This window comes from Brachybacterium phenoliresistens, assembly GCF_039530785.1.
Classification (GTDB): domain Bacteria; phylum Actinomycetota; class Actinomycetes; order Actinomycetales; family Dermabacteraceae; genus Brachybacterium; species Brachybacterium phenoliresistens.
The window spans coordinates 594,114-606,402 of record NZ_BAAAOW010000003.1 but is presented as its reverse complement, the minus strand read 5'-3'; the positions used below and the strand labels follow the sequence as shown (position 1 = coordinate 606,402).

At 73.7% G+C, this 12,289-nt stretch carries 10 protein-coding genes and 1 other RNA gene; 8 read left to right on the top strand and 3 right to left on the bottom strand.

Translation table 11 applies throughout. From position 1 onward, the window contains the following. Positions 1–340: hypothetical protein (locus tag ABD234_RS10305; RefSeq protein ID WP_344355843.1), on the bottom strand; the 340-nt coding region annotated here is incomplete at its 3' end. Between the two features lie 293 nt (positions 341–633). On the opposite strand from ABD234_RS10305, the gene ABD234_RS10300 reads away from it, so the two are divergent. Beyond that, positions 634–1,338 carry a MerR family transcriptional regulator gene (locus ABD234_RS10300; RefSeq protein WP_344355841.1) on the top strand — a complete coding sequence of 235 codons (705 nt, stop codon included), beginning with the start codon at positions 634–636 and terminating at the stop codon, positions 1,336–1,338. Here ABD234_RS10300 and ABD234_RS10295 read toward each other — a convergent pair. Beyond that, positions 1,277–1,741: a DUF779 domain-containing protein gene (locus ABD234_RS10295; protein WP_344355839.1), complete on the bottom strand. Its 465-nt coding sequence runs from the start codon at positions 1,739–1,741 to the stop codon at positions 1,277–1,279. The two genes, ABD234_RS10300 and ABD234_RS10295, sit on opposite strands and share 62 nt — an antisense overlap. Before the next feature lie 235 nt (positions 1,742–1,976). Between ABD234_RS10295 and ABD234_RS10290 the strand changes: the two genes are divergently transcribed. Beyond that, on the top strand, positions 1,977–3,002 hold the full coding sequence (locus tag ABD234_RS10290; protein WP_344355837.1) for a glycoside hydrolase family 43 protein: 1,026 nt from the start codon (positions 1,977–1,979) through the stop codon (positions 3,000–3,002). 39 nt (positions 3,003–3,041) lie between these two features. After that, the gene (locus ABD234_RS10285) at positions 3,042–4,046 is read left to right on the top strand and encodes an aldo/keto reductase family protein (protein ID WP_344355835.1); all 1,005 of its coding nucleotides are present in this window, start codon (positions 3,042–3,044) and stop codon (positions 4,044–4,046) included. An 88-nt stretch (positions 4,047–4,134) separates the two neighbouring features. Here ABD234_RS10285 and ABD234_RS10280 read toward each other — a convergent pair whose 3' ends face one another. Continuing rightward, positions 4,135–5,676, bottom strand: a complete 1,542-nt coding sequence (locus ABD234_RS10280; RefSeq protein ID WP_038373979.1) for an alanine/glycine:cation symporter family protein — start codon at positions 5,674–5,676, stop codon at positions 4,135–4,137. A 203-nt stretch (positions 5,677–5,879) separates the two neighbouring features. On the opposite strand from ABD234_RS10280, the gene ffs reads away from it, so the two are divergent. The 5 genes from ffs (at position 5,880) to ABD234_RS10255 (ending at position 12,282) form a co-directional block, all read left to right on the top strand. Beyond that, an RNA gene (gene ffs, locus ABD234_RS10275) (signal recognition particle sRNA small type) lies at positions 5,880–5,976 on the top strand. A 102-nt stretch (positions 5,977–6,078) separates the two neighbouring features. Further along, complete coding sequence (locus tag ABD234_RS10270; RefSeq protein ID WP_038373981.1) at positions 6,079–6,924, top strand: type II CAAX endopeptidase family protein; 846 nt, start codon at positions 6,079–6,081, stop codon at positions 6,922–6,924. A 30-nt stretch (positions 6,925–6,954) separates the two neighbouring features. Next, positions 6,955–8,334, top strand: coding sequence for a TIGR01777 family oxidoreductase (locus tag ABD234_RS10265; RefSeq protein ID WP_344355831.1), 1,380 nt, complete (start codon positions 6,955–6,957; stop codon positions 8,332–8,334). Between the two features lie 70 nt (positions 8,335–8,404). After that, positions 8,405–9,232 (top strand): hypothetical protein, encoded by an 828-nt coding sequence (locus tag ABD234_RS10260; RefSeq protein ID WP_344355829.1) that lies wholly within the window; start codon positions 8,405–8,407, stop codon positions 9,230–9,232. Between the two features lie 47 nt (positions 9,233–9,279). Next, positions 9,280–12,282: a DNA polymerase III subunit gamma and tau gene (locus tag ABD234_RS10255; protein ID WP_344355827.1), complete on the top strand. Its 3,003-nt coding sequence runs from the start codon at positions 9,280–9,282 to the stop codon at positions 12,280–12,282. Positions 12,283–12,289 lie beyond the last annotated feature (7 nt).

Here is a 12,289-nt window from a genome sequence, read left to right as displayed (position 1 = left end):
GCTGATCGGGAGCAGGGAGGGGCATCACGTGATCCGGGATGTGGTCGATGATGTCGATCTGATCGGCACGATGACCGTCAAGCATCTGATGGACCACTACCAGGGACATCAGGGTGTGCTCTGTGGTGAGGACTGCCGTCATTTCGGCCGGCCGATCCCCCTGGACGAGGACGACGATCCCGACGACCCGCCCACTCTCGGGGGCGATGACCCCGGAGGCAAGGACCCCGGAGGCCGAGATCCCGGAGGCAAGGACCCTGGAGGTAGCGACCCCGGGGTCAAGGACCCCGGAGACCGGGGCGGAGGACACGGCAAGGCCGGGGAAGACGACTCCGGGCATGGGGCCGGAGGGCATGGCGGTGGCGCTGACGTGCGCCCCGGGAGAGGCAACGACGTCGAGCGCCCCAGGAATGATGGTGCTCCCAGCCGCGCTACCGACGCCTCGACCCGCGGGTCGCGGGCGACCGTCGATCCTGCCGATCCGTGGGGCGTCCAGCAGCGCCGCAAGCCGCCGCACGGTCCCGGCCCGACGGGCGGGACGGCGTTCCCCTTCGGCTCCGACGGACCCCCGCCCTTCTGAAGATGGCAGGATCGGATCGCACCGTGACCGCCAGCCCGCCCAGGAGGGGCCCGATGAGGATCTCCGAGCTGTCATCGGCCTCGGCCGTCAGCGTGGGAACGATCAAGTACTACCTGCGCGAAGGGCTGCTGCCGGCGGGCGAGCGGACATCCCGCACCACCGCGGAGTACACCGAGGCCCACCTCGAACGCCTGCGACTCATCCGTGCGCTCCTGGACGAGGGCGGCCTCGGAATCGACGGGGTCCGTCGCGTCCTCGCCGCCCTCGACGTCCCCGACCCGGCGCACCTCGACCTCATGGCGACCGCCCAGGACGCCCTGCTCGCAGAATCCGACGCCGAGCACCCCGACGACACCCGAGCCCGGGCCTGGCTCGCCCGCCGCGGATGGCCCGCCCTGCCCGACCAGGACCCCCTGCCCGGCCGCCTCGAGGCGGCATGGTCCGCCTGCGAACGCGCAGGCATCGACATCGGGGAGGCCGCGATGGATCGCTACGCCGACGCCGTCGAGCAGATCGCGAGGGTCGACGTCGCCTCGGTGCCGACGGCAGACCCGGCCGCCGCGGTGCACCGCGTCGTCGTCGGCACCGTCATGATCGACCCGGTGCTCTCCGTGCTGCGCCTGCTCGCCCAGCGCGCGGTCGCATGGCGCGGCTCTGACGGACGTCACGGCCCCGGCCCAGGGGCGGAGGCGCCGCTCAGCCCTCCAGCATCCGAGAACGGGTCAGGAACCTCTTGCCCTCCGGGGACTCCAGGCTGAAGCCGCCGCCGCGACCGGGCACCAGATCGATCGTCAGATGGGTGTGCCGCCAGTAGGCGAACTGCTCGGAGCTCATCCAGAAGTCCAGCGGGCTCGTCGACCCGTCCGGCATCGGCACCTCCCCGTGCCCCATGCGGACATCGGAGTCGCCGGTGATGAAATCGCCCTCCGGGTAGCACATCGGCGACGAGCCGTCGCAGCAGCCGCCGGACTGATGGAACATGAGCGGGCCGTTGCGCTCGATCAGCAGCTGCAGCATCTCGAGCGCGGGCCGCGTGAACGCGACGCGGGAGAAGTCCTCGCCGTCGATGGTCGGCTCGAGCTCGAGGACGTCATCGGCCTCGGTCGGCTCGGGCAGCGGCACGGATCGCTCCGGAGCGCCGGTGATGGAGGAGTCGGTCATGACGGGTCCTTCCTCGGGATCCTCACCCTAGAACGTCCCGCCCCGCGCCGGAAGGGCGCCGCCGCATCGGCCCCCGTGGCGCACCGCACCGGGCCCGCGGTGGCACGAACCCGTTTACAACGTTTACCATGGGGGAGTCCGACGTGCCGGGCCCGCCCGGTGCGCACGGACAGCACCATCCCGATCCAGACCCCCGGCCGGACCGCCCGGCCGCCCCGCCCTCCGAAGGATGATCATGGCCGGCAACGACGCACCCCTCATGAACCCTCTGGTCCTGCAGCGCGCCGATCCCTGCGTGCTGCGCCACGGCGAGGAGTACTTCTTCACCGCCTCGCATCCGCAGTACGACCGGATCATCCTGCGCCGCGCGACGCAGCTCGCGGATCTCCAGGCGGCCGAGGAGGTCACCATCTGGACCAAGGAGGACGAGGGCCCTCTCTCGCACCTCATCTGGGCCCCGGAGATCCACCGCGTCGCCGGTGCCTGGTACATCTACTTCGCCGCCGCGCCCAACGCGGAGGTCGGCGCCGATGCGCCGGGGATGCACCACACCTTCCACCACCGCATGTACGTCCTCGAGAACACCGCCGAGGATCCCTTCGCGGGGGAGTGGACCCTGCGCGGCCAGATCGACAGCGGCTGGGAGTCCTTCGCGCTGGATGCGACGAGCTTCGTGCTCGGCGAGCAGCAGTACCTCGTCTGGGCGCAGCAGCACCCCGAGGTGGCGGGCAACTCCAACCTCTACATCGCGCCGATGGAGAACCCGTGGACCCTCTCGGGTCCCGCGGTCGAGCTGACGCGACCGGAGCACGACTGGGAGAAGGACGGGTTCTGGGTCAACGAGGGCCCGGCCGTGCTGCAGCACGACGGCACCCTGTTCCTGACCTACTCCGCCGCGGCCACCGGCCCGCAGTATGCGATGGGCCTGCTCACCGCCTCGGCCGAGGCCGACCTCCTGGACCCGCGCTCCTGGACCAAGAGCCCCGATCCCGTCTTCGTCTCCGACCCGTCGGTCGAGCGCTACGGGCCGGGCCACAACTCCTTCACCACCACGGCCGATGGCGACGCCGTGCTCGTCTACCACGCCCGCACCTACACCGAGATCGACGGGGACCCGCTGCTGGACCCCAACCGCCACGCCTGCGCCCAGGTGCTGCCCTTCGACGCCGAGGGCCGCCCGGTGTGGGGCACGCCGCTGCCGGCGACGCGCCCCTCGCCGACCTCGACCGAGGTGCTCCCGCCGTCGGGCCGGCCCTTCTGAGGTTCCCACCGGACGGAGGTTCCTCGTAGGCTGGGTCACATGGAATTCCGTCACCTGGGCCGAAGCGGCCTCAAGATCAGCGAGATCATCTACGGCAACTGGCTCACCCATGCCTCCCAGGTCGAGGACGAGCGCGCCACCGCGTGCGTGCGCGCCGCCCTCGACGCGGGGATCACGACCTTCGACACGGCAGACACCTACGCCAACACCGCGGCGGAGGTCGTGCTCGGCGAGGCGCTGAAGGGCGAGCGCCGCGAGGGCCTGGAGATCTTCACGAAGGTCTACTTCCCGACGGGCCCGAAGGGGCACAACGACACGGGCCTGTCCCGCAAGCACATCCGCGAGTCCATCGACGGCTCCCTGCGCCGCCTGCAGACCGACTACGTCGACCTCTACCAGGCGCACCGCTACGACTATGCGACGCCGCTCGAGGAGACCATGCAGGCCTTCGCCGACGTGGTGCACGCCGGCAAGGCGCTGTACATCGGCGTCAGCGAGTGGAACGCCGACCAGATCCGGGCGGGCCACCAGCTGGCCCGCGACCTCGGCATCCAGCTGGTGTCGAACCAGCCGCAGTACTCGATGCTGTGGCGGGTCATCGAGGAGCGGGTCGTGCCGACCTCGCGCGAGCTGGGCGTGTCCCAGATCGTCTGGTCGCCGATCGCCCAGGGCATCCTCACCGGGAAGTACCTTCCCGGGCAGGAGGCCCCCGAGGGCTCCCGCGCCCGCGACGAGAAGGGCGGCGCGGACATGATCAAGCGCTTCCTGGAGGATCGGACCCTCACCGCCGTCCAGGAGCTGAAGCCGATCGCCGAGGAGGCGGGGCTGTCCCTCGCCCAGTTGGCCGTCGCCTGGGTGCTGTCGAACGACAACGTGGCCGGCGCGATCATCGGCGCCTCGCGGCCCGAGCAGATCGCCGAGAACGTCAAGGCCTCCGGCGTGCGGCTCGACGATGCGGTGAAGGCCCGCATCGACGAGGTGCTCGGCGACCTGCCGGAGACCGACCCGGCACGGACGGTCTCCCCGCCGCACCGCCTGTCCTGAGCGGCGCCGCCCACCGCAACGGCCACGGGCCGGGATCCTCGGATCCCGGCCCGTGGCCGTTGCGGTGCTGCCTGGTGCGGTCGGGGACTCAGCCGGCGTCCTTGACGCTCTGGATGTCGCCCTGGCCGCCGGGGCGGATGAGGCCGTCGGCCCGCATCTCCCAGAAGTCGGCGTTCTTGATGCCGAGCTTGCGGGGATCGAACTGCGGGTCCAGGCCCTGCTTCTTCTGCTCGTGGTAGTCCTTGAACGCCTTGAGCGCGGGGACCTGCAGGATGATGATCGCCACGACGTTGAGCCAGGCCATCGCGCCCACGCCGATGTCGCCGAGCGCCCAGGCCTGGCCGGTGGTGCCGACGGCGCCGAAGACGACGGCGAACAGGATCAGGCCCTGGAGGGCGCGCACCAGAGCGCGGCGCAGCAGGGCGTTGGGGATCCAGCGGGCCAGGTAGGTCAGGTTGACCTCGGCCATGTAGTAGTACGCGACGATCGTGGTGAAGGCGAAGAACAGCAGCGCCAGCGCCACGAAGGTCGGGCCGAGGCCGGAGAAGACCGTCTCGAATCCGGCCTGCGCGAACTCGGGCCCGTAGTCGGTCGCCGGGTCGATCGCGCCCTGGTAGATCACCGCGGACTCGTCCGGGGTGAACACCTTGTACATGTCCGTGGAGATGATGAGGAACGCCGTCGCGGTGCAGACGAAGAGGGTGTCGATGTAGACCGCGAACGACTGGGCGAAGCCCTGCTTGGCGGGGTGGGAGACCTCGGCGGCGGCCGCCGCGTGGGGGCCCGTGCCCTGGCCGGCCTCGTTGGAGTACAGGCCGCGCTTGACGCCCATCTCGATGGCCTTGCCGACGATCGCGCCGAAGACGGCGTGGGCGCCGAAGGCGCTGGAGAAGATCGTCCCGAACACGTGGCCGATCTGGTCGAAGTTCACGAAGAACACGACGAGCGCGGCGATGATGTACAGGACCGCCATGACCGGCACGACCACCACGGCGAAGTGCGCGATGCGCTTCACGCCGCCGATGATGATGAAGGCCAGCAGGATGACCACGGTGACCGCGGTCAGCCAGTGCGGCACGTTCCAGGCGTTGTACACGGCCGATGCCATGCCGTTGGCCTGCACGCCCGGCAGGAAGAAGCACATGGCGATCACGGTGACGATCGCGAAGACGATCGCGTACACGAGGAACGCGGGCCCGGCAGAGGTGTGCTTGTACGCCTTCTCGATGTAGTACGCCGGACCGCCGCGGTACTCGCCGGTGTCGACGTCCTTCTCCTTGTAGATCTGGCCGAGCGTGCACTCGATGAAGGAGGTCGCCGCGCCGAGGAAGGCGATCAGCCACATCCAGAACACCGCGCCGGGGCCGCCGAGGGCGATCGCGGTCGCCACGCCGCCGATGTTGCCCATGCCGACGCGGCCGGCGAGGGACATCATGAGCGACTGGAAGGACGAGGTGCCGTCGGGCGAGGCCTCACCCTTCCTCAGCTGCGCGAGCATGTCCGGGATGCAGCGGACCTGCAGGAACAGCGTTCGCACGGAGAAGTAGAGGCCGGCCAGCAGCAGCAGGCCGACCAGCGGGAGCGACCAGACGAGGGTGTTCGCTCCGTCGATGAGGTCAGCAAAGTTCATGGGATCTCCAGGAAGAGGGAAGTGCGGTCCCGGCCGCCCGACCTCGTCGTGTGAGGCCGCGCACACAGGGAGTGAGCTCGGCCCACGCTAGCGGAGCCGCGCCGCACTATCGGGCATTTCGCAGAATCGGGCCGTCTCGTTGCCGAGCCGTGATCTGCGCCCGGGCGGTGTGCATCGGGGCCCCTCGGTCCGATAGACTCCTTCGCGACCCCTCGTGCGGTGTCATCCGGCTGAACTCCCCCAGGGCTTGACGGCAGCAAGGGCAGGCAGGCTCTGGCAGGTGCGCGAGGGGTCGTTCCATGCCCGGGGGTGCGCCCCGGGGTGCAGGTGGGGGGTTTCCACCCTGGTCCGGTCGCGGGCGACCTCATAGCGTGGAGGCATCCCGACCCCCAGGAGCCAGCCATGACCTCGCACGACGACTCCTCCCTCGAGACCGCCCCCTCCTCCGTCGAGCTCCGGCGCGTGCTGGCCTTCGCGGTCCTCGCCCTGGGAGCATCCACGGCGGTGTCCCTGCCCTTCGCCCTCGGCATGCTGCCGATCGGCGCCCTGGCCTTCCTGGTCCCGCTCGTGCAGCTCGCGCCGATGGTCGCCGCGCTGCTGGTGCGCCGCCGCGACCGGCCGTGGTGGAGGGCGCTGGGGCTCGGCGTGCCGTCCTGGCCGCGCCTGGGAGTGATGGTCCTGGTCGCCGTCGCCGCCTTCGCGCTGGTGCCGACCATCCGCGTGATGGTCTCCGTCGCCGCGGGCGCCGCCCCGGCCTCCGACGGCCTCGGCGTCCCGGGGCTGCTGGTGGCGCTGCCGATGGTCCTGATCGCGCAGACGGTCTTCGCCATCGGCGAGGAGACCGGCTGGCGCGGATGGCTGCAGCAGCAGCTCGCCCCGCTCGGCTTCTGGACCTCCTCGGCGGCCATCGGTCTGCTGTGGGCGCTCTGGCACCTCCCGATCGTGCTGGCCCTCGGGATGAGCGCGACGGAGTCCGTGCTGTACCTCGGCACCATCGTCGTGGTCGCCCCGCTGCTGTCCGCGCTGTCCACCACGGCGGGCACCGTCTGGGCGGCGGTGCTCGGGCACGGACTGCTCAACAGCCTGCGCGTGGGCATCGACCAGGGCTTCGTGGAGCCGCTGCATCCCGGCGCGGGCCTGTGGATCGTCGAGGGCGTCACCGCGGTGCTGTGGCTCGCGGCCGCCGCTGTGGTGCTGACCTTCGCCCGTCCTCTGCGTTCGCAGGCTCCTCCGGGGGACGCGGCGTAGCGTGACCGGGACCCCGTGAAGGAGGCCCCGATGCGCGTCGACCGCACCACCCGCCTGCCGCATCCCGCCGAGGATGTCGTCGCCTGGCACTCCCGGCCCGGCGCCCTGGTGCGGCTGACACCGCCGGGGCTCGGCCGCGCCGATTCCTCCGGCGACCTCTCCGAGGGCAGCCGCGTCACGGTGCGGATGGGGCCGGACCTGCTGCCGGGAGCGCTGCGTCCGGTGTGGCGGCTGCGGCACAGCGGCACCCGCCGGGACCCCGCCTCCCTCTCCTTCACCGATACCCAGCTCACCGGGCCGTTCCGGCTGTGGCGCCACCGCCACGACATCGGGCCCGACGGGGACGGCACGGCGATCCGCGACCGGATCGACGCGGAGCTTCCCGGCGGGACCACGGCAGGGGAGGGGACGCTGGCGCGGACGCTCGAGGGGCTGTTCGGATTCCGAGAGCGCCAGCTGCGCGATGACCTGGCCTTCCACGGCCGGCACGCCCAGCAGCCCCGGCAGACCGTCGCGATCGCCGGGGCCTCCGGGCTGATCGGCACGCAGCTGGCCGCCCTGCTGAGCACCGGCGGGCACACCGTCCTGCGCATGGTCCGCGGCCGCTCGGCGGGCCCGGGCGAGATCTCCTGGGATCCCGCGCGCGGCCGGCTGGACCCGGAGGACCTCGCCGGCGTCGACGCCGTGGTGAACCTCGCCGGGCGGTCGATCGCCACCCGGCTGACCCCGCGCGCCCGGCGCGAGATCCTCGAATCCCGCACCGGGTCCTCCGCCCTCCTCGCGGAGGCGCTGGCCTCCCTCCCGGCCGATGTCCGCCCGCGCGTGCTCGTCCAGGCCAGCGCGATCGGCGCCTACGGCGCGCAGCGCCCGGGCGAGCTGCTCACGGAGTCCGACGCCTTCGGAGAGGGCTTCCTCGCCGAGGTCGTCCGCGCCTGGGAGGCGGCCGCACGACCGGCGGCCGAGGCGGGCGTGCGCACGGTGCTGCTGCGCACCGGCGTGGTGCTCAGCGACGGCGGGGGAGCGCTGCTGCCGCAGCTGCCGCTGTACCGGGCCGGTCTGGGCGGGCGGATCGCCCCGGTGCACGCCCGGCTCAGCTGGATCACCCTGGACGACATGGTCCGCGCCTACGCCCACGCTCTGGTCACGGAGGACCTCGAGGGGCCGGTGAACGCCGTCGGCCCGCAGCCGGTGACCCAGCGGGAGTTCGCCCGCACCCTCGGTCGGGTGCTGCATCGGCCCGCGCTGCTGCCCGTCCCCGCCATCGGCCCGCGGCTGCTGCTGGGTGCCGAAGCGGCGCGTGAGCTGGTGCTGGCCGACCAGGCCGTGAGCGATGCCCGGCTGCGGGCGAGCGGGTTCGACCCGGCCGCGACGGACCTCGAGTCCGCGCTGCGGCACGTGCTGCGCCGCTGAACCCCGCCTCCGACTCTCGTCGCACCTTTCGGACGATGCGCCCCGGCGGGCGTCCCGGCATCCTCGAGGCATGAGCGCCTCCGAGTCATCCCCGGCGACCACCGTCTACCGAGGTCGGCGTGACGGCCACGAGTACGAGATCCGCGCCCGGCACCCCTTCCTCGAGGCCCGTGCCGAGCTCGTGATCGACGGCGTCCTCCACGAGCCGGTGCGCGAGCGATCGCGCACGTCGGAGCCGTCGCAGGACGACGAGGACGCCGACGGGATCACGGTCACGATGCAGGAGGGGTTCTCCTCCGCGACCTACCAGGTGCGGCGGCCCGATGAGGAGGGGGAGCTGCACGACGCCGAGCGGATCGTCGTGCGCACGGCCTGGCGCGGCGCGGGAGAGGTCGACGTCACCGATGCGCTGGGCCTGGATGCGCAGCCGCTGCGCCCCGAGCCGGGCAGCGCATCGGCCGCCCGAGAGGAGCGCCGGGCGGCGCATCCCCTGCGCTTCGCGCTGGTGGCCGCGGGAGGGCGGGCCGCCGGGTTCCTGCTCCCGCTGCTCGGGATCGGCGCCCTGCTGTCCGGGGTGCTGCGGCCGGTGCGGCGCTGGGTGGCGGAGGTCACCGCGCCCGTGCGGGAGGCCTTGGCGCCCGTCGGCGAGGCGATCTCTGCCGTGCGCGAGGCGCTGTTCGGGTGGATCCCGGACATCTCCCTGCCCGCCTTCGGGCTGTCCCTCCCCGATCTGCCGGACCTGCCGGGATGGGTCGGGGACGTGCTGGTGCCCGCGGTGGTGGTGCTCGGGGCCGGGGCGGCCGCCTGGCACGGGGTGCGGCGGCGGGCCCGGCGGCTCGAGCAGGCCGGCGAGGACGAGCAGAGCCCCGACGACGGCTCCTCCTCCCCGATGCGGTGATGTCCACATCGGTCGGCGGTGTCGGCGGCCTCCACTAGCCTGGTGGGGTGGCCACCGCACTGTACCGACGCTATCGCCCGGAGTCCTTCGCCGATGTGATCGGGCAGGACCATGTCACCACGCCTCTCAAGCGTGCGCTGCGAGCCGGGAGGGTCGGCCATGCCTACCTGTTCTCCGGCCCCCGCGGCTGCGGCAAGACGACCTCCGCGCGCATCCTCGCCCGCTGCCTGAACTGCGCCGAAGGGCCGACGGACACCCCCTGCGGGACCTGCGACTCCTGCCGGGACCTCTCCCGCGGCGGCCCGGGCAGCCTCGACGTGGTCGAGATCGACGCCGCCAGCCACGGCGGCGTGGACGACGCCCGCGAGCTGCGCGAGCGCGCGACCTTCGCCCCGGCCCGCGACCGGTTCAAGGTGTTCATCATCGACGAGGCGCACATGGTGACCTCGGCCGGCTTCAACGCGCTGCTCAAGCTCGTCGAGGAGCCGCCGGAGCATGTGAAGTTCGTCTTCGCGACCACCGAGCCGGACAAGGTCATCGGCACGATCCGCTCGCGCACGCACCACTACCCCTTCCGGCTGATCCCGCCGCAGATCCTCCTGCCCTATCTCGAGCAGGTCTGCGACGCCGAGGGCGTGCAGGTCGGCGAGGGCGTGCTGCCGCTCGTGGTCCGGGCCGGCGGCGGCTCCGCCCGCGACACCATGTCGGTGCTGGACCAGCTCATGGCGGGGGCGGGGGAGCAGGGCCTGGACCATGCGACGGCGATCGCCCTGCTCGGCTTCACCGACACGGCCCTGCTGGACCGCGCGATCATGGCGGTCGCCCAGCGCGACGGCGCCGGGATCTACGGCGCCGTCGAGCAGGTGCTGGCCACCGGCCACGAGCCGCGCCGCTTCGTGGAGGATCTCCTCGAGCGCATCCGCGACCTCATCGTCCTGGCGGCCGTCCCGGACCGCGGCGAGGATCTCCTCCCGCAGGTCCCCGCGGAGGACCTCGCCCAGATGCGCGAGCAGTCCCTCGCCTTCCAGCCGGCCGATCTCTCCCGCTGCGGCGATCTCATCCACGAGACCCTCTCGACGATGTCCGGCGCCACCTCCCCGCGCCTCCACCTCGAGCTGCTGGCGGCGCGCCTCGTGCTGCGCGACGAGCGCGCCGCCGCGCCGGTGCAGGGCGGCGGCGAGCCCCCGGCCGCTGCGGCGCCGTCCGGGGGCGGCGGCAGCGGGCGCGAGCAGGCGCGGCGCATCGCCCAGGAGCGGGCAGAGGCCGCGCGCCGGGCCCGCGAGGAGGAGCAGAGCACCCCGGCACGGAGCTCCGAGGGGCGCGACCGTCCTGCGCAGGCCGCCCCGGCGGCCGCCGCCGCGACGCCTCCGGAGCCCCAGCCGGAGCCGGCCGCCCCGGATGACGGATGGGGCCAGGTCGTGGTGCCCGGCGGCGGCCGCCCCGCGCAGTCGTCGAGCGCGGCGCCGGCGCCCGCCGCTCCGCGGCAGGACCCTTCACCTGCGCCGGCGGAACCGGCGCCCTCCGCGGCACCGGCCCCTGCGCCGGCGGCGTCGGCGCCTGCTGCGCCGGCTCCGGAGCAGCCGGCGGGCGCCGCGATCGGGGCCGATGCGGTGCGCGGTCACTGGTCGGCGATCATGGACGAGCTCTCGCAGATCCGCCGCCCCGCCTGGGCGCTCGTGTCGCAGAACGGCCACGTGCAGGACGTGCGCGGCTCGACGCTGATCATCGGCTTCCGCACGCCCGGGCTGCTGTCCGCCTTCCACCGGGGGACGAACGCGGAGAACCTCGCCGAGGCCGTCCGCCGGGTCACCCACGTCGAGCTCGCGATCGAGGCCGTCGTCGGGGAGGACCCGGGGTCCGGGGGAGGCCCCGCCGGACCGCCGCCGCAGTCCGGCCCGCCCTCGCAGTCCGGCCCGCCGGTCCAGTCCGGCCCGCCGTCGCCGGGACGAGGGGCAGGCGGAGGAGCTCCGGCCGGTCCCACGGCCTCGCGCGAGCAGGGCAGCTGGGGCGCGGTCGCGGACCGGTCGATGCAGGGCGCAGGCCGTGCCCGATCGGCGGCGCCGGCCCCCTCGGCCCCGTCCGCCTCCTCGGCCGCGCGCCCCCGCCCGGCGCAGGAGCCCGACTACGCCCCCGAGCCCGAGGACCCGTTCCCGCCGGACCCGTACGACGAGGGGCCCGGCGGCTGGGGCTCCCCGGAGCCGGCCGCCCCCGCGGCCGCATCGGCCCCCGCCCCGGTCGCGACCCCAGCACCGGCCGCGACTCCTGCCCCGGCCGTGCAGGAGGCGCCGGCGAGCACGCCGCCGCCCGCACCCGCGTCCTGGGGCGACGCGGTCGCCTCCGCTCCGGCGGCGCCCTCGGCGGCGGAGTTGGCCTCGGAGCCGGAGCAGCCGCTCGTCGTCGAGGACCTGCGCCGCGACACCGTCCCCGACGGGCAGCCCCGCACCCACGGACAGGCCGCGCTGCGCCGGGCCATCGCCGAGGGCCGCGTCGTCCGCACCCGGGAGATCGTGCCGGAGGGTGCGGCGGGGCCGGCCCCCGCGCCCACGCCCCCGCAAGAGGTCCGATCCGACCCCGCCCCTGACCCCGCCCCCGCTCCCGAGTCAGAGCCCGCACCCGAGCCCGCCGCGCCTGCGCCGATGCTGGCCGACGCCCCGGCTCCCGGCAGCCCGGCGGCCGCCGCGGCGGACTGGGACGTCGTCGCCGTGCCCTCGGGGACGCCCGCGGCCGTGACGCCGCCGGAATCGGTGCGGCCCGCCGCCGCGCCGGCGGGTGCGGCCCCGGCTCCGGCCCCGGCGACCACGGAGCAGGCCGCCAGCGGGGCCGAGCTCGCGCGGCGCGCGGCCCAGGCATCCCGGGCGGCCGCGCAGGAGCGCAGCCGGACCCGGTCGGCGCCGAGCGCCTCGGCCCCGCCGCCCGAGCCGGAGGACCCCACCGGCGGCGCCCGCTGGGACGACGCGGATGCGACCGTGTCCCGTCGCAACGGGCGCGAGGTCATCGAGAAGATGCTCGGCGGCCGCGTCCTCGAGGTGATCGACGAGACGAAGGGCTGAGAGCCCG